The organism is Citrobacter sp. C6_1, from assembly GCF_014596835.2.
In the GTDB taxonomy this organism is placed as follows: Bacteria; Pseudomonadota; Gammaproteobacteria; order Enterobacterales; family Enterobacteriaceae; genus Citrobacter; species Citrobacter pasteurii.
The window spans coordinates 4,198,162-4,215,744 of sequence record NZ_CP115031.1 but is presented as its reverse complement, the minus strand read 5'-3'; the positions used below and the strand labels follow the sequence as shown (position 1 = coordinate 4,215,744).

At 49.2% G+C, this 17,583-nt stretch carries 12 protein-coding genes and 1 pseudogene; 8 read left to right on the top strand and 5 right to left on the bottom strand.

What is annotated here, in order from left to right; genetic code table 11:
- Positions 1-45: 45 nt before the first annotated feature.
- From IB196_RS20215 to IB196_RS20190, 6 genes and pseudogenes are all read left to right on the top strand, one after another.
- Complete coding sequence (locus IB196_RS20215; RefSeq protein WP_188232310.1) at positions 46-675, top strand: type 1 fimbrial protein; 630 nt, start codon at positions 46-48, stop codon at positions 673-675.
- Between the two features lie 176 nt (positions 676-851).
- Positions 852-1,259: pseudogene (locus tag IB196_RS20210) on the top strand (IS1 family transposase); the annotation flags it as partial.
- Positions 1,260-1,963: 704 nt separating this feature from the next.
- Complete coding sequence (locus tag IB196_RS20205; protein WP_188232311.1) at positions 1,964-5,629, top strand: ATP-binding protein; 3,666 nt, start codon at positions 1,964-1,966, stop codon at positions 5,627-5,629.
- A complete protein-coding gene (locus IB196_RS20200; RefSeq protein ID WP_005123849.1) occupies positions 5,629-6,252 on the top strand; it encodes a hypothetical protein in 624 nt (207 codons plus the stop codon). The genes IB196_RS20205 and IB196_RS20200 overlap by 1 nt, the downstream gene beginning before the upstream one ends.
- Complete coding sequence (locus IB196_RS20195; RefSeq protein ID WP_188232312.1) at positions 6,252-7,490, top strand: hypothetical protein; 1,239 nt, start codon at positions 6,252-6,254, stop codon at positions 7,488-7,490. The genes IB196_RS20200 and IB196_RS20195 overlap by 1 nt, the downstream gene beginning before the upstream one ends.
- Positions 7,487-8,365: a Wadjet anti-phage system protein JetD domain-containing protein gene (locus tag IB196_RS20190; RefSeq protein WP_188232313.1), complete on the top strand. Its 879-nt coding sequence runs from the start codon at positions 7,487-7,489 to the stop codon at positions 8,363-8,365. Before IB196_RS20195 ends, IB196_RS20190 begins: the two co-directional genes overlap by 4 nt.
- A 50-nt stretch (positions 8,366-8,415) precedes the next feature.
- Here the strand turns inward: IB196_RS20190 and IB196_RS20185 are convergent, their stop codons facing one another.
- From IB196_RS20185 to IB196_RS20175, 3 genes are read right to left on the bottom strand one after another with little or no spacing between them, the layout of a single operon-like run.
- Positions 8,416-10,611 (bottom strand): DEAD/DEAH box helicase, encoded by a 2,196-nt coding sequence (locus IB196_RS20185; protein WP_188232314.1) that lies wholly within the window; start codon positions 10,609-10,611, stop codon positions 8,416-8,418.
- Entirely contained in the window at positions 10,608-11,924 is a 1,317-nt protein-coding gene (locus IB196_RS20180; RefSeq protein WP_005123856.1) for an ATP-binding protein, read from the bottom strand. Before IB196_RS20180 ends, IB196_RS20185 begins: the two co-directional genes overlap by 4 nt.
- Before the next feature lie 3 nt (positions 11,925-11,927).
- On the bottom strand, positions 11,928-14,228 hold the full coding sequence (locus tag IB196_RS20175) for a TerB N-terminal domain-containing protein (RefSeq protein WP_223236999.1): 2,301 nt from the start codon (positions 14,226-14,228) through the stop codon (positions 11,928-11,930).
- Here IB196_RS20175 and IB196_RS20170 point away from each other — a divergent pair.
- Positions 14,139-14,345 (top strand): hypothetical protein, encoded by a 207-nt coding sequence (locus tag IB196_RS20170; protein ID WP_223237005.1) that lies wholly within the window; start codon positions 14,139-14,141, stop codon positions 14,343-14,345. The genes IB196_RS20175 and IB196_RS20170 overlap by 90 nt on opposite strands.
- A gap of 94 nt (positions 14,346-14,439) precedes the next feature.
- Here IB196_RS20170 and IB196_RS20165 read toward each other — a convergent pair whose 3' ends face one another.
- Both IB196_RS20165 and IB196_RS20160 read right to left on the bottom strand, forming a co-directional pair.
- A complete protein-coding gene (locus tag IB196_RS20165) occupies positions 14,440-15,501 on the bottom strand; it encodes a nucleotidyl transferase AbiEii/AbiGii toxin family protein (protein WP_188232316.1) in 1,062 nt (353 codons plus the stop codon).
- On the bottom strand, positions 15,501-16,118 hold the full coding sequence (locus tag IB196_RS20160; protein ID WP_137376186.1) for a DUF6088 family protein: 618 nt from the start codon (positions 16,116-16,118) through the stop codon (positions 15,501-15,503). The genes IB196_RS20165 and IB196_RS20160 overlap by 1 nt, the downstream gene beginning before the upstream one ends.
- 398 nt (positions 16,119-16,516) lie before the next feature.
- Here IB196_RS20160 and IB196_RS20155 point away from each other — a divergent pair, with 398 nt between their 5' ends.
- On the top strand, positions 16,517-17,398 hold the full coding sequence (locus IB196_RS20155) for an integrase domain-containing protein (RefSeq protein ID WP_188232317.1): 882 nt from the start codon (positions 16,517-16,519) through the stop codon (positions 17,396-17,398).
- Positions 17,399-17,583 lie beyond the last annotated feature (185 nt).

The window sequence follows — 17,583 nt, the reverse complement described above, 5'->3', positions numbered from 1 at the left end:
TTTTATCACTGTGGTGTCAATATCGCCGATTAATGTCAAGGAGCTATGATGTTAAAAAATAAAACCTTATTTAGGCTAATAGCCGGTGTGCTGATCACCCTTTTTAGCCTGGCGGCGCAAGCCTCCGATACCTTCAAGCAAGATTTTACAGTCCGCATCTACGAGGAGAGTTGCAGTCTTAACGTCAATGGCAGCGGCAGTAACCAGGGTACCGTCGCAATGGCACTCTCCTCCACCTCAGATTACACCGGCCTGTGGTCAGGGGGCGCAGATACAGACTTTTATATCCAGATTAAGGGCTGTGACCCAAGCTTAAACGCATACAAACTTAACTTCTTCAATGGCTGGTACCATGGCAGTGCGTACCCAGACCCAGGTTTAAGTATGCCCGTATGCAGGACCGCACTACCACAATGTTATTTAGTGTTGCAATCCACCAATCCAGGTATCGGAATTGCGTTCTTTTACGTCTCGTCTGATAGCGAGGTGGCGAAGTGCAACGATGCTCAGAAAGTAGGATGGATGGAGGCCGATAACGAGGGCACAAGTTGCCCGCAGACGATTGACGACGCAGCCATGCTCCACTACCGTGTTAAAGCCGTTCAGGTTACCGATGACAAGCCGCAGCCCGGCCCGTACCAGGCTACGGTTATGTTTACTGTACATTACATGTAAGCATTACTGGCAACCATACTGCGATCGCAAAGGCCGGTATTGCTGATTGGAATACTATGGCCCGGTCAGGGCACCAAATTTAGAGAAACCTGCTTTCGGGCAGGTTTTTGCTTTTCCCGGTAAGGCTTCCAATGGGTTGAATAGTCATGAATAATCTGGGGTTTTAGGGTGCTTCTGTGGCCACTATCACCGTTCATTGTCCTCGCTGTCAGTCAGCTCTGGATTATCGTCATGGTCAGAACCCTAAAGGTATTGACCGCTTTCGATGTCGCGAATGCCATCGGGGATTTCTGCTCACTTATTCTTCTGAGGCAAGAAAAGAAAGCCCGGCGTTAAAGAGCACATTACCGATGGCTTTCAACGGTATAGGCGTTCGGGATACCGCAGGAGTGCTGCAAATCGGCATCAATACCGTTATCCACACTTTAAAAAACTCTCGCCGAAACGAATAACGTCTTCGCCCGTCACATCATGCTGATGTGGCTCTCATCTGCGAACCTGATGAGCAATAGGGTTTTGTGGGCAGCAAAGCCCGACAACACTGGCTCTGGTACGCATATAACACCAAAACAGAACGCGTGTTAACTATACGCCAGAACAGAAAGCGATTACCCAGGACAGATATAAGCAAGGTGGTTCCCCGCATGATATCGCCCGAAGTGTCTGAGTCTATACAAATAAAATCAGGTAAATGCAGAAGGGGACCTGACCAGATTCACCTGCTTCGTATATATGAAAGGAGGTGATGGAGTGTGTTTCTTAAGACCGGATGCAAACTGTCATGATGAATTTACCAAAATGTATACATGACGGGGTTAATGCTCATTGTTACTTTGTAGGTCACTGTGTAAAGCCACAGTGACCGGAGGCGACTGAAGAGAAATACTCATGCTGGATGGCAGAAGCACGGTAATGACATCAACTGTCAAAGCGACCAGAAATCTACCGGAACCCCAGAAAGCAAAAAACCAGCCGTTAAGCTGGTTTCTTTAAATAGTGGTGCCCGGACTCGGGAACATTCAGTAACTTACCAATTTGATTTTAATGATAAATTCTTCTGCTACTTATTGTCAAGACCCTGCGTGTGACCCGTATTTTTGCTTTTAAATCATAATAATGGATTAGTAATCAAGAAAGGCGTTCAGTTTGAACCTTTGGTACGATTCCCTTTTTAAGATCGTAAAGGCTTTTACATTCCTGTCTCCTGACCTAATTGTGAAATAACCCAATGTTTAAAAAGGATTTTGGGTGTACTATTCAAAGGTTATTTTATGTTCAGGGAGGTATCATGCCACAACTGCTTCGTATCATTCTTATACACACTCACCTGCCTGGCATTGTTGAAATTCAACTGGATCAACATACCAATATTTGTGGAACAAATGCTTCCGGAAAAACGACGCTTCAGCGCCTTGTTCCTGTTTTCTACGGCGAACAGCCCAATAAAGTCGTACCAAGAACGCGGAAGAAGTTCGACGAGTTTTATCTCCCCTGTAGCAATAGCTATATCATTTATGAATACCAGCGAGAAACGGGTGACAATTGCCTGGTTGTTTTGACGGGTAAAGGTGAGGGAGGTGTTGAATATCGTTTTGTTAGCGCGTCTTATCATCCAGACTTTTTCCTTCGCTATACGGAAGATGGCGCGAAAGGGCTGAGTTATAACGAATGGTCTGCCCAGATGCGCAGCCGGGAAGACGTCTCAGTTTCAGCCAAAATAGGTTCAACGACGGAGTACCGCAGCATCATTCAGAATGATGTCGCGTCGTTACGTGGTAATTCGACGGAGACGATGAGGCTTCGCCGTTTGGCGGCATCGTTTAGTCTGGTGAGTGGTAACTATAGGCTCAGACATATTGAGAAATTAGTGAGCGCTGTTCATGCCGGTGAAGGCAAAATGGAAACACTCAAAACCATGCTGGCGGCGATTTTTGCCGATGATGGCGTTACTCTCCCTCAAACCAAAGTAAAAAGCGGCTTTGCGCGGGAATGGATCCAAAAAATGCGCCAGTCGCTGCGTTACGATAAATTGCAGCAGGAGTTTGAACTCTTACAGCGCCTGGGGCTGAAACTGGATGATACGGAGGCGCAGTTAGCTGCGCTCCACCCTCTGTTAAGAAATGATGAACAAATCCAGAAGCAGAAACGCGCGGATGCAGAGCAGTTGCTTCACCAGCGTCGAGGGGAGCTCGTTCAATTAGAGGATAGCTTTAATCAACAGAGTCGCGAACTGAACGATCAATTAAGTAAAACGCAAAGTGAATTAAAAACGGTTCAGGCATGGCTGGATCATGTTCAGGAAGAGAACGATCGTTATGAACGTAAAGATATCCGCCTTTTGCAGACGCACGTGGATGAATTGCCCCAGTGGCGAGAGGCGCTTTTAGCGCAAAGTGAGCAATACCGGCTTATGCAGGATAAAATTGGTGAACTTTCCCAAGAATTTGAACAGCACAAAACAAAACTAAAAGACAGTTTTTACCGTCAGGACCGGCTGACTCAGCAAAAAATTCAGGATTGCCAGCGGGAAAAAGAGGCGGTCAGGGATAAATTTGACAGCCAGAAAGAGATACTTCGGCAGCGCTTCGAAGAGCGAAAACAACAGCAGGAAAACCACTACGGTGAACAACTGGAGAAGATTTCATGCGATCGAACGGCTGTTAGCACTGAGCTTAAACATTCCCAGTTAACCGCTGAAGAGCAAGAAGAGCGCCAGATTGCAGAGTTGCGTATTGAGCAGGCCCAGGAGTGTTTGTTGCAACTGGGCGATCAACGACAAAATGCGCAGACAAAGCTATCCGAGGCCCGTAAACAGCAGGATAGCGCAGAAAATCAATTGCACGACGCCCGTGCTGGCCTGCATCAGGCTGAGGAACAATTGCTGCAACTGCATCGCCAGTTGGATCCTGAACAGGGGACATTACGCCACTTCTTGCGTTCATGTTACGAGGGCTGGGAGCAGAATTTGGGCAAGGTTCTGAATGAAAACCTGCTGGAACGTAAAGACTTGCAGCCTGAACTAAGGGAGCTGTCGGAATCACTGTACGGCCTGCAACTGGAATTAAGCGTGCTGGATATGCCCGATTTTGCGCAGGATGAAGCTTCAATTCGATACAGTCTTGATAAGGCAGAGCAAATCAGGACACATGCTGAAGAAGCCAAGAAAACGGCAGAAGCCAGCTTTCAGGAGCACCACCAGAACGTCAGGCAACTGCAATCGCAAGCGGACGTGTGTGAAAGACAATATCAACGTCAAAATCAGGAGGTCGGCTATGCCAGGGATGCCCGTACTCGTTTAATCGCAGAGCATGGGGCGCTGGAGCAAGAACGTCGGCAGGAAAAACGCGCCCGCTTAAGCGCATTAGAAAAAGCGCATATCGAATTAACGCAGCAGAAAGAACAAGATCTCCGTGCGTTAACGGACGAGCACAATGCGCAAACGTTGCAATGGAGTGTCGATCTTCAAAGTGAACAGCAGCAAATTGATGAGAAGGTGGAAGAACTGTCCCGGCAGATAAACAAAAAATATGCCGATATGGAAGAACAGATAAGAATATTCCAGCAGGCTCTGGACGATGATTTAGCGAAGAAGGGAATTGATCCCCACAAAGTTAAAATATTGCGGGAGCGCATTGAAACGCTAAAAAAAGATATTCAGGCTGTTGAAGAACGTCGGGATGAGCTGGCCGAATGGCAGCGTTTTATCAAACTTGACTGGGAACAGTTGCGCCCTGAGAAACAGACGCAGGAAGGTGAACTCTCTCAGCAGAAGCGTGAGCTGTTGCAGTCAGAACTTCAGTTAAAAGCAGAGTATCATAATAAAAAAGGCAGGCTTAATGATGAGAGAAAACACTATGATACGCTGATGCGTCAGGCCGGTGAGCTTGTTGGCCAGTTAAAGGTATTACTGGACCGATTATTGCCTCTGCCGCTGTCCGAAATTGTACCGTCTTATATTGATTCCGCCGCTGATATTAATGAACGGATGTCGCGTACCGGCGATATGCTGGAGCAACACGCCAGTGTGACTCGTATGCTGGAGAGCAAACTGAATGAGTTTAAGTCACGCTTTAATCAGGATGCAGACCCTACTTTCCTTGAATTATTGGACTCTGAGATTGGTAAATTACCCGATCCTTCAAGGTCCCGGCAGCAATTGCCAATACTTGAGAAACTACTCCAGCTTCTTAAAGATAAACAGCAGCAATTGCTGGAGATGGGGGAAAATATCGGTGGCGATCTGAAAAAATTCTTTGATGTTTTCAGTGATATCAATCGCCGGATTTCGCAACAAAGTCGACGCTTAAGCGATGCGGTTACCGACGATTTGCAACTGGAAGGCATCAATAAATCAGAGGTTCGCATTTTATCAACTATCGACCAATTACGATTCTGGAAACCATTAAAGCGCTTTGCTCAAAGCTATAATGACTGGCGCTCGTCTGGTCAGCAACTCCCTTCCGAAAGCTATTTGAATGCCCTTATGGATGTGGTTGAACTGCTTCATGCCGATGAGCGTTTCACTATGGAATCGTTATTAAATCTCGAACTTCACCTTAATGAAGGTGGGGAAGATATTGTTATCAAAAACGATCGCCAACTGCTGGAAGCGTCAAGCCACGGTATGGCCTATCTGATCTTGTGCAAATATCTTTTGGCGTTCACTCGTTTGTTAAGAGGCAAATCAGACGCCGTTATTCACTGGCCGATTGATGAAATCGGCACGCTGGCCTACCACAATGTTGAGAAATTATTTATTGCCTGTAGCCATAATAATATTGTGATTGTAGGCGCTTTTCCGAATGCGGAATCGGATGTGTTAATGCTGTTTAAACACCGTTATTTGCTTGATGCCGATCAGCTTGAGCCGACTCAGCGCAGGTTGAAAAGGATCCAGCCGAAAGTGAGCCGCTTGGCAGCCCGACTGGCGCAGATGGAACAGGGGGCAGTGTAATGCTGGAACACGGACCTTTAATCAAAAGGCTGCTGACAGGGGAATTTATTTGCCGTATCAACGACCCGGATGCTTATCGTCATTTACAGGATGAGATTACCCGGCAAGCGATGGACAACTATTTACGCCCTCTTAACTACAGAATAGTCAGTAATGAAACGCAAACCGTCTATTATGCGGGCTTTTGTGAGATGAATCGCGATACCCGCAGCCAGCTTATGAATCAGTTTAAGGACATCATCTCTTCTCTGTTGCCTCTGCTTGAGTGGTTACAACTCATACAGGAGACGCAAGGGCGGGAGAGTACGCTGACAGCAGGCGACTATATCAGGTTGTCGGAAATCATGACGCGTGTAGAGGATAATCAGAGCCTGCAACAGCGTCTGAATCAGCTTTCCAGCGATCGTTTTTTCAATTGTCGAAGTGATTCCATTGATCTTCAGCTCAAACAAATTTTCCGGCGTTTGAAAGAGCACGGCTATGTCAGACAACCCAACGCCGAGCAGCAGATATTTATTGCCACGGGGAAAGTTGATTATTTGATTGACGTGATCCGCTTTATCCGTGATGAAGAGCATTTACCGGTTGAAGACACGCCGCCTGTTCAGCAGGAGCTTCTGTAATGGCGCAGGAGATTTCTCCGATATCCAGTGTGTTTAAAAACGGCGCTGACCGGTTGGCATTGTTGGGAAAACACCATCATGCCTTAATGAAGGGCTATGTCGATGGGTTTATTGATGAAACGGCTTTTAGCGACCAGACATTAAAAAAGCTGATTGCAGCGCGTATTGTATGGCGTCCTGATGAGCAACAGCCACTGATGCTACGCCCGCTGGTGAGCGAACTCATCGCCAGTATGGTTGCTGATGAGAGCCGACGGCAGATTAATGCGGATGTGGCAGAAAAACTGGAACAAATTCGCAATAAAGTGCAGGCCTGGCGCGATGCTTATTATAAAGGTGATTACAGTATTGCTGAACGGCAAATGCAGAGGTTGACTGAACTCGTTCACGATCTCAGCGGGCAGTTTGAAGAGGCCATCGACAGCCTCTGGCACCGTCTGAATAATGATTTCGGTTTCGTCAGCAGTCTGAATGAAAAAATTAATGAGAATGCGCGGGCGCAGAACCAGGTTCGTCGGTTGCTTGATGGACTGGCCCTGATCGTTTTCCATGAATTGATAGAGTTTGCTGAAAATAATAGCTCACTACGTAAATTATTAGTGAGCCAGTTACAGTTGCGTGTCAGCCTTCACCATAGTTCATTACTGGCTGTTCAGCAGCGTCTGGTGGATCTGATGGCTAAATTTCGCCAACAGCAGTCGCGCACATTATTAGTGGCGAATATGGCTGCTTTTTTGCGTCAGCATCCACAGTATCAACCCGCCAGCTACCCGGAACGCCGGGAAGTGCCGGATATATTCAATATTGCGACGTCACTTTCACTGCAAGCCTCCATTTCGCTCGACAGACCCGTGGATAGACAGATGATGGCGGAGATGTTGCTCGCTTTGCCTCGGGCATCGGGTATGCCTCCGCCTGCACCAAAAAGAGCGGGCTCAGTAATACCTCCCATTGATGAGGAGGTCGCTGCTCGTCAGGTTGCGCTTAAAATGGACGTTGAGGATTTCTATGTTTTCGCTGCCGGGCAATCCGGGCCGGTGAGCGCGCTGCATTATCTGACGGAAAATCATCTGAACTGGGACAGTGAGATATGGCTTTACCAAGTTATTACGGAATATCAATCATTGCCGTTAGCGGATAAGCCGCGTTTCTGGCGGCGTTGTGATGAGCGTCAGGCCAGCCCGGTAAACGATCTACGTATTATATCGGATGTGAGTATTGGCGTGAGGGTAAAATGACTGAATCAGAATCGTTATCGTATAATGCGCTCGTCTGGCTGAAAAAACTTGATCATCGCCTGAAAGCGAAAAATTGCGAGAAGAAAAATACCGACGGTAAAATCGTGATTCAGATTTTGCGTTGGTGTACTGCGCTGGATTTGATCCCGGCTAACAGTTTGTTGCTGCCTGAGTTCCTTTTTACCGCGGCGTTATTGAATAAGATTTCAGATACCCAGCAACGTCTTAAACAAGCAAACTTTCGTGACGATCTGAGTACTAAAAGTCGTATTGAGAGTGCGCAGTTAAGCGATCAGGAGATTAAAACGGCGGGAATTCGACCACAGCAGCATCGGGTACTGCTCCGTCTTAATAAGCCTTTAGTCAATGCGTTAGGGATGACTGTTGAGGTTGTTGATACGGATTGGCGTAATATTACGCTGACGCAGTTTGATGTCCTTATCGTGGTGGAGAATCAGGATTGTTTCTACCATTTGGCGATTTTTGATTATTCACAATGTGATTTCCACTCTCCCCTGATTATTTACCGTGGCGATCGGACATATAGCAAGGGGACTGTTGCATTGAAGCGTTGCTGGTTGGAAACCGGGAAAACAGCGATCTATTTTGGCGATTTTGACCCGAAGGGGGTCAGTATTGCGATGAATGAAGGTTATCATTCTATGTTATTACCTTCGCCAGCCGTAGTGATAAAAAAATCCTCTTCAGCGATGTTTCCTGATGCGCAGTTAAAGTTCTTACCTGGGTTATTGAGAGATGAGGTTCATTGCTATTTTCGTGACTATCTGTTGGTTTTGGAAAAACACCAGGCGCTGAGGCAGCAAAAAATGCAGGGGGAAATTTTGAAAATGGTTATGTTGAAAGCATCAGATTAAAATATTTTGTTGCTGGTCGTGTATTTTTATCTGATGAGCCGGTCATTATCCTACAAATGCTCCCGCAACCACTCCGCCACGCGCTCAACATCAAAAGCGCGTAACCCATACTCCTGCGTCAGTAACGCCTCCGGTAAATATTCATCATATTTTTCGAGGCACTTTTCAGCGATGCTTTCGGCAAGACGGGATTCGGAAGGTAGCCCTTCCTGAAGTGCGCTGGATAACGCCTGTTTAACTTCCGAGATCGTAGTTTTTTCCACTTCAACCACACCGGCAAATGAGCCCGCCTTGAAACCGCGCTGGATAAGTAATGCCGACAGCGTATTTACGGTTTGATCGCCAAGCCAGGGAAGAATGTAGACATGCTGCCCCTGCTGAATAAAACATTCCGAAGCCAGATTATTGTTGCGAAAACAGTGCAGCCCTTCATCAAACAGGTTTCTTGCCGTGGTATCGGCAAAATCGGCCTTGCGATCGCCAACGGTGATACGGTAGTCGCCTTCCCGATAAATGGTGAGCATTTCCTGGCGGACGACATCATGAATGGACATCCCTTGTCCGCCAAATAACGGCGGCTGCCCCCCCTTTGTCGCCTCGACATAGATGACTTTTTTATCACTATCGATATCGGTTACCTTCCAGCGTCGACCGCCGAAAATAATGTGTTGGTCAGGCATTAGTGGGGAATTGACGGGGATAGAGCCCAATGTTTTGCTCCCCGCCACAATACGAAACTCTTCCGGCGTGCTGAATACGGCGTAGAAGGTGTATTGATTCACCTGACGTTCGCCCTCGACGCCCAGAACCAGTTCACCGCTTGATAGCTGGGTCAGAAACTGGTGCTCCCCCATATGCTTCAACAACGTTTTGAAGTCATCAATGCTGACTTTCTGGAACGGTCCTTGTTGACATAGCTGTGACCAGACTTGATCGGCACGTACGCCTCCCCACTGCGCCACGATCGCCAGGATCTGATGGAACAGGGTGGAATAGTGCATCTGTCGGGTATCGGCGGGCTCAAACCATTTGCTGCCGATAAGTAAGCGGATCATGGCCAGCGACTGAACGAGCTGGAGCCTGAGTTGGTCAACAATGCCTGATGTTGGGGTCAGTTCATGTTCGGCAATCAGCATTCTCAATACGGCAGGCGAGTCGCGTCGGCCAGAACGACCCATACGCTGACGCAGGCTGGCTACGGAATGAGGCGCAGTAACCTGCACCACGGAGCTGACTTTGCCGATGTCGATGCCAAGTTCCAGCGTCATCGTACAGATGGCGGTGGTAGGTAAGTTGCCTTGCTGAAGGCGTTTTTCCAGCGTTTCACGCAGATCTCTGGACAGCGATCCGTGATGTGGGAAGAATTCGTTGGGAACGATGCTCGCTTCACTCAGATCGCCTAGCGTAGCAGCAATGCTTTCGGTCCGTTTGCGGCTGTTCGCGAAAACCAGATGGGAATCACCGCGACAGAGGCGAAAGATATCATGGCAGATTTGCGTCTCTGCCGATGGAGGCGGTTGCTGGCCCGAGGTGGTCAGAGGTTCCAGATAGCCTTTCACCTGCACTTTTAGCGTGGCGTGAGTCTGACTGTCAGTAATAATGTCGCAGGGCAGACGTTGATTGGGCCGCAGAGATAACGGTACTCGCTCCAGTTCCCCCAGCGTTGCGCTGAGTGCGACTCGGGGGACGGGATTGTCGATTCTTCCCAGCAGGTGATCGACTCGATTTAACAGCGAAAGAAGCTGCATACCCCGCTCAGACCCGATGAAGGCATGGAATTCATCAATGGCGATATATGCCAGCGGCGCGAAAGCCTGCTTTAACCATCCCGCATTGCGGATCAGCATCGCTTCCAGTGATTCCGGGGTGATAAGCAAAATACCGGCAGGGTTTTTCTTCGCCTTTAGCTTTTTGCTCTGCGCAACATCGCCATGCCAGGGCGTGACCGGCATTTCCAGCGCATCGCCGAGGCTTTCCAGCCGTCGATACTGATCGTTAATCAGGGCCTTAAGTGGGCTAATGTATAAAATGCCAAAACCGCCCTGAATATCCGCAATGGCAGAACAGGCGGGCAGGAAAAATGCTTCCGTTTTACCCGCGGCAGTCGCGGCGCTGATCAGGACATCCCGATCGCCCGCTAATATCGGTGGAACGGCTTTTTTTTGCAGTTCCCGAAGGTCGGACCATCCCTGCCGGTATATCCACTTCTGTATGCGTGGATCCAGCCGCTGGTATTCGTTCGTCATAATCTGAAATCAGCCAGACCGTCCTCATCGGCGTCTTCTGCCGACGTGATTTCATCCATATCACTGGGTTTTTCTTCCGCGATCGCGACACCGGCGATCAACTGTGACCACTGAATGGACGGGTTTTGTTCCAGCACGGCCAGCATATCCAGAAAGGCTTTAATGGTGTTTCGCGGCGTACGGAAATAGGCATCGCCAATAGTATTGCTACAGTGGCGTAAAAATGCCGTCAGCGCATCATCAGGAACCAGATAGTTATCCGCATCGCCGCCGGAATAAACGTGACGCAGGTTTTTTAACAGAATATAGAGCTCTTCCGGCGTCAGGCTGGCTAAATGCAGGGAAGGGGACGAGTAATCAATTACCCCGGCCCGCTGAGCGAAGCTGTTTTCCGCCAGTCGGGACTGGAGCGCTTCGTAGCTGTATAACCCTTTGCGCGGATCGAACAGGAACTCTGGCGTACCGCCGAGTAAAAAACCAATATATTCGGCTGTCCCTTGTAGGCAGTCATTCAGAATACGCAGTATTTGTTCATAGTTAGCCACCCGCGCCTGCGTATTGCTCAGTTTGTACAAGTTGACCATTTCATCCAGATTGACCAGCAGCCCGGCGTATCCGGCCTGACGAACAAACAGGCTCATCAGCTTTAACGAGTCGTAGAAAGAGGCATCAGAAATAATGGTGCGTACACCCAGATCGATACGCGCGTCGGTTTTCGTGGTGTATTCACCTCTCAACCAGCGGATTGCATTTGATTTCAATGTCTCATTATCCTGCTCGTGGCCCTGCCAGTAACATTCAATGACTTTGGCAAAATCGTAGCCGCCGACCATATCGGATAAGGCGGTGAGCTTCTGGTGAATAATTGCCGGAACAGACACATTTGTACTTTCCGCTTCTTTTCTGGCTTCCGTAATAAAGCGCTCAACCACGCTTAATAACGCGTTTCCATCCGGTTTATTGCGGGTGGACAGATTTTTCATTAACTCGGAATAGAGGTTACGCGCTTGTCCACCCGTCGCGTGGATGCGCCTGTCCGGGGATAGATCGGCACTGATGGTCACCAGTTTTTTCTCTAACGCAATTGAGCGCACAACGCTTAAAAAGAATGTCTTACCGGAACCGTATTCCCCGATAATCAGCCGGAATCCTGCGCCGCCATCAGCGATACGCTCAATATCCTGATACAGCGCTTTTATTTCGTTGACCCGGCCAACCTGAATATGCTGAATGCCAATTTTAGGCGTAACGCCTGACTTCAGTGACTGAATGATGGCGTCTCTTTCTCTGAGACGAATACGAATGACAGACATAAATTATCCTTTGAGTTCTTGTGCAATTTCCAGGTCAACGTAAATATCATCGTCATCATCAAGCACCGGGGCGTCAACCTGTTCGAAAGACCAGTCATTAATTGCTTCAATCGCGCCGCTTAGCATCAAATTAAATTGCTGGCATAGCTCAGCGACGTCGTTTCGCGCCCAGCGCTCTTTTTCCAGCAAACGTTGGTAAAGTTGATGATGTGCTTCATCAAGACCTGCGCCAGCGTGTGGCGGGATCTCCGCTGGGGATTCGTCTGCGGGTTCATCTTCGGTGAAGATGGTGTTCAGTAACTGGCGTACGTCCGTGGTATCAGACTCATGACGTGCAAGGATCCGTTCATCAAGAGAAAACGCACCGCTCGTCGCTGATGGGGGTTGTAACGTAGCTGTCGGCGTTGTTTCTGTGGTTGACAGACGGTGGATATCGCTGGTGACGGTACTGCTGTCCAGGCCGAGGCTGGTGTAGATTTTTTCCAGTTGCTTAATTTCAGCCGGATCGATTTTTCCATCTGCGCAGGCGACGCTGATAATCACGTTGCCAATAGTGGATTTATCTTTACCGCTGAGTTGCTCTATTTTACCCTTCAGACCGGCCTGATTGGCAGGCGTATTGAGCCGCCAGATGAGGTAAGCGTGCAGCGAGCGTTTTTCGGTTGGCGACAAGGCATCGTTATGATTAATTATTCTCTCCAGTGCGGCCTGTTCCGCAACATCCACGCGCTTGTCCATTTGTGCAATCATGGCGCCCAGTCGAAGCGCCACGGAGACTGACGTAAATTCTGCTGACGGTACGTAGAATTCCGCATGCCTTTCAGAGAATAAAACAACGTGTCCTTCTGGTTCTGGTCGAACAAGGTGATAGCGCATATCCGGCGCAATGCCATAGCCTGCTCGCCGGGCAAAATTTTGCATCAGCTCGGCTTCTTTCTTATTTATCTTATCTGGAACAGGCATACCCAGTCTGGTCCAGAAATCAGCCACTGTCGCCAGCCCTGAATGTTCGCGGATTTTCTCATCGGCCCAGCACTTAAATTCAGCAAACAGACGTTCTGCATCTTCAGTCAGAATTTCATCGGGAAGAAGCATAATGGCGGCGACATCGCTTTTTGACGCCTCTTTTTTACCGAGATAGCGACTGTAGGCATCGAGCGCGTTGGTACAGGATTCCGCAATCTGTATCAGTTTTTGTACAGGTGCTCTTAATATGCTGGGATCGGGGAGCTCAGGATGCTTGATGTTAATCCCCCTGAGCGAGCTACTTGCCGGGGAATAACTCAGTTTCAGCATGGTCTTGTTAGGTTTGACTACCATGCCTTCACCAAACTTATTGACGTAGCGTCGTTTAAACAGGGTGGAAAACTCTTCTGCACAACGTCTCGCCGGAGTTCGTAGCGTATATTCGGTATAATATTTTATCCATGCCAGTGCCAGATCGGCGGAAACGGGCTCTCCCTGCGCAACCGTCGTGGCCAGGCGAAACTGAAATAGCAATGAACTGCCTGATGCAAAGCATTCGCTTTCATCCTCTATTTGGATGGCATCAGGCCGGAGAAGCGACATAGTTTCTATTAACTGCGTCGAATAGCGACAGAAGGATCTGTTCGCCTGAAATACTGTTCTCAGGCGTGATACCTCTTCAAATAATGATTTGAACTCATCGTCAGAAATTGATTCCCGTGTACCATCGACTAATATGCGGCGCTCAAGACCGTAAAAATAGATAAAAACATAACCGATGGGGCAGGTTGCATCGCTGCGATCGCTTGCCAGCCAGTCAATATAAGCGCCACGGCAACGAGGAGAGAGAGTGGCAAAGGTGGGCCAATATCCCAGAGACTCATCATAATAATGGCGTGAAATGGGCTCGATGGGGAAAGCGTCGTTAACCAGAGAAGCATCGGAACCATCGTTATAAAGATGGCCATATTCTCCGGATGAATGGGTTTTCAACCGCCCGCCGAAATAAAAATGACCGTGATTAATGACGACGTTTTGAATGGCGATGCTTTCTCCCGGTTTGACCCATCGCGCTGGCGTGGTGTTGCGCCGGGTGGCGCTCTCTTGTGACGGCTGGCGGCTGGTGCTGTATTCAACCGCCAGTCCATTAACAAAGCTAAAAGTTGCCAGTTCGTCATCTTCGGAAGCCTGAGAATGCATATTTGTCACGCTGCTGTCTGACTTATTAAGAGATGCCTGTCGGGATGAATGATTTATTTTGGTGATGATTTTGTTATTTATATTGGGGGGCAGCGACTTTTTCTTTTTGGAAAACAGAAGCCAGATAACCGCCAACATAATAACAAATATCCAGAAGCTCATTCTGTGCCCTTAATCGCTGATAACGCTTCCCGGCATTGTTCTACGATCGGCAAAGGCGGTAAGCATAAAACTGGAAGAGAGATCGCAAAATAATACCGCGACTGGGCTGAAGTACAAGCATAAATCCCTGGTATTTAAAAGGCTTATGCCATATGGCGGAGGGGTAATTAAACGAAATAGTTTATATCTATGAGATGCACATAAAACGATTGATTTCATCTTGCGCATGACGAAGGCGCTCAGCAATGTCAGCAAATCCGTCAGGTTCACGGAAGAACATTCCCCCTTCCACCGCCGTTTTATGATCCCCTGCGATCGCGGCGAACCGTTCAGCGTCATCAGGCAACAGTTGCAAGTTTCCGACAATCACCTGAGTAAAATCCACACCCGGCACAGACCAGCGACGTTGCTTCATCTCGACCACATTACGCATGGCTTCCAGCGTTTCATAGGGGTTGGCGAAATGATGACGCAGCAGACAATCCACATCATACCAGTGGCGTGCCAGTCGGGCCGGATTTGGCGCTTTGGTTTGCGTACAAAACTGGTGTAGCGCCGTCAGCTTTTCCCAAAGAATATAACCGGTGTTATAAGCATTTACGATCGCAACAGGTAGCTGAAGTGCATCTAATCCAGCAATCCCGGACAGATAGCTCACAACAGGTATTTGATCGGTTGGCTTACCACGATTTCGTCCACCAAATTCCAGCAGAATATGATCGCGCTGATAGGCCATACTGTCTTCTTTCACCCGAGGGAAATAAATATCGATTTTTTCGCCACCGCTGTCAGGTTCCATTTTTGCTTCAAGGCCCGGAATTTTATAAGCCTGAAAGCGTTGGTTTAACCGTTCTGCCAGCGTACTTGTCCATGCGATTAAACGCTCTTGTTGCTGTTCTCTGAACCGGCGATTCTGGCTATTATTCTGCGTGCTTTGCTCCCACGCCTGCTGTTCTTCCTCTTCTGAATGGCCTGCCAGATCGGCCCAGTGAACAGAAAGATCGATATCTTCAGAAAAACGTTCAATCACGTTCCAGCATTTGCTTAACGCCGTTCCACCTTTAAACGCGACAGAGAGGTCGCCCAGCAGATCCTCATTAAAAAGCAGCCGAAGGATCTCCGTTACCCAGAGATCCTTTTCCAGAAAGCTGGCTCCCAGCCCGGAGGGATGCTGTTGTGCTGCATAAGAAAGGATTTCCTGAAGCTCGCTGCGGTACGGTGCGCTCCGGTAATAATCGAAAATGTTCATCAGAGCGCCTTTTGCAACGTCATCAGATGCGAGCGCCACGCATGAAGCGCAGGTTCATTCATTAACTTTCCGGCAATTTGCCGCGCTTTGGCGGACGGGACGCTCAGCCGGTGAAAGGCATTCTTCAGGATTTCCGGCGGGGTATGCTCCTGATCCAGACTCAGTAAACCACGCATCAGTTCCCCTTCAGGTCGGTTCAGCCAACGCAACCGGCTTGCTGATTTATGCTGGATCCGTACCTGCTCATTACCGACGCGGAACTCTCGCGTCGGGCCATTTGACCAGTAGATGCGTTTAACCGGTGCCTGCGTTTGCAGCCCCAGCCGGTAAGCGGCTTCCAGCCCCTGAAGGGTGATTTTGTAACCGCGCTCCTTTGCCCATGCTGCGGCAACATCATTGGCGCTGGCAACCACGTTAACAGAGGGAAGATTCTTCAACGGTTTTGGCCGGGAGTAGAAACCGCGTTCAACCCGAACCAGCAGACCTTCTTTGACCAGACGACTCATTGCCTGTTGTACAGACGCGCGGCTTCCCAGCGAATAAAATCCGCTGATGGAAAAGGGGACGCCACGCTTCATGCGGTGAACCCGCTGACGGGCCAGAGCGGCAACAGACATTGATTCTCCTGTACTGACATTCTGTTTTAGTGTGAATTTATTTTAGACCATATTTATAAGGGTATACAAACATATTAATGTCAGTAGAAATATATATACATTGATAGAATTAATAACAGGGTCTCTATGAAAAGTGACCCTGTTAATTTCTGTATCAGACTTCAGCGCTTAGTGGTTCTGCATTGCGTCTGAATCTGGGATCGTCTTGTTTTCGATACCGAGGGGGGCATGATGCCCCGGAGAATCCCCTGCTCACGCAGGCAGCCTGTACCGCGTACAGTCTGAAACTCCCTACACCTCAACAACCTGCCACCCCGGCGTGAAGGTATCGTTCTGGCGCAGCCACAAAGCATACGCTGGGGCCAGATTGTGTTTTTTAACAGCGGCAAGGGGTAGCTATGGGTAAATTAGGCGGTGAAATGAAGGCGCTGGCGAAAAAGGTCGGTGGCAGTTTTAAAACGGTGGATGACCGCATTCATATTGTGCAGCGGTTCAGCCGCCATTTACGCTCGCTGAATATCCAGATCCAGCGGGTGGAGCAGATCAAGGTTCGCCATATTGAATGCTACATTCAGGCGCGGCTGGCGCAGAAGATCGGTAAACGAACGCTGCAAAATGAAATGGCCGCGCTGCGTGGCGTGCTGCAACAGGCGGGACGTAAGCAGGTGGCAGAACATGAGCGGCTGACCAATAAAGCATTAGGGCTGGCTGGTGCATCCCGCAACGGCACCAACCGGGCTATCACGCCGGAACATTACCAGCAGGTGCTGGCTTCCGCTCGCGACAAAGACGCAGGGCTGGCGGCAACGCTGGAGCTGGCAAGGCTGATGGGGCTGCGTTCGCAGGAGGCGGTACAGTGCTGCCAGTCACTAAAAGCGTGGAAACAGGCACTGGAGCGCGGCGAAACCCGACTAACGGTGGTGTTTGGCACCAAGGGCCATCGTCCGCGTGGAACCGTTATTCAGGATGCTGGCGCAATGAAAAAAGTGCTGGATAGCGCCCTGGCTGTTGCAGAAGAACGTAACGGCAGACTGATCGACAGGCCCAACCTCCAGAAAGCCATGAGTTACTGGCGAGGGGAGCTTGCCGAAGCCGGATTGACGGGAACGTATACCCCGCACTCATTGCGCTATGCCTGGACGCAGGATGCGATTAGTCACTATCTGGCGCAGGGATTCAGCGATAAGGAAGCACTGGCGCTGACGGCGATGGATTTGGGCCACGGCGATGGGCGCGGACGGTATGTGGCGCAGGTCTACGGGCGGCGGGAAGAGGAATAACTTCCTGTTCTGGTGCAATCATGAAAAGCAAAAGGCCGAAGGGTAAAGGAACTTTAAGGGTAACAGCGCCAGATCGGAAAAGGCCAAAGGGCTTAAAGGGTTTGAACTGGCGCAGCTAACCGGGTTTCAGCACTGGTGCAAATAAAAAAGCAGATCCGCGAAGATCTGCTTTCCGGCGTGGTTCA

Bases quoted from the DNA above. Each gene is read 5' to 3' on its own strand.
- IB196_RS20215 (WP_188232310.1), top strand. From the start codon at position 46: ATGATGTTAAAAAATAAAACCTTATTTAGGCTAATAGCCGGTGTGCTG.
- IB196_RS20205 (WP_188232311.1), top strand. From the start codon at position 1,964: ATGCCACAACTGCTTCGTATCATTCTTATACACACTCACCTGCCTGGC.
- IB196_RS20200 (WP_005123849.1), top strand. From the start codon at position 5,629: ATGCTGGAACACGGACCTTTAATCAAAAGGCTGCTGACAGGGGAATTT.
- IB196_RS20195 (WP_188232312.1), top strand. From the start codon at position 6,252: ATGGCGCAGGAGATTTCTCCGATATCCAGTGTGTTTAAAAACGGCGCT.
- IB196_RS20190 (WP_188232313.1), top strand. From the start codon at position 7,487: ATGACTGAATCAGAATCGTTATCGTATAATGCGCTCGTCTGGCTGAAA.
- IB196_RS20185 (WP_188232314.1), bottom strand. From the start codon at position 10,611: ATGACGAACGAATACCAGCGGCTGGATCCACGCATACAGAAGTGGATA.
- IB196_RS20180 (WP_005123856.1), bottom strand. From the start codon at position 11,924: ATGTCTGTCATTCGTATTCGTCTCAGAGAAAGAGACGCCATCATTCAG.
- IB196_RS20170 (WP_223237005.1), top strand. From the start codon at position 14,139: ATGATTTATTTTGGTGATGATTTTGTTATTTATATTGGGGGGCAGCGA.
- IB196_RS20175 (WP_223236999.1), bottom strand. From the start codon at position 14,228: ATGTTGGCGGTTATCTGGCTTCTGTTTTCCAAAAAGAAAAAGTCGCTG.
- IB196_RS20165 (WP_188232316.1), bottom strand. From the start codon at position 15,501: ATGAACATTTTCGATTATTACCGGAGCGCACCGTACCGCAGCGAGCTT.
- IB196_RS20160 (WP_137376186.1), bottom strand. From the start codon at position 16,118: ATGTCTGTTGCCGCTCTGGCCCGTCAGCGGGTTCACCGCATGAAGCGT.
- IB196_RS20155 (WP_188232317.1), top strand. From the start codon at position 16,517: ATGGGTAAATTAGGCGGTGAAATGAAGGCGCTGGCGAAAAAGGTCGGT.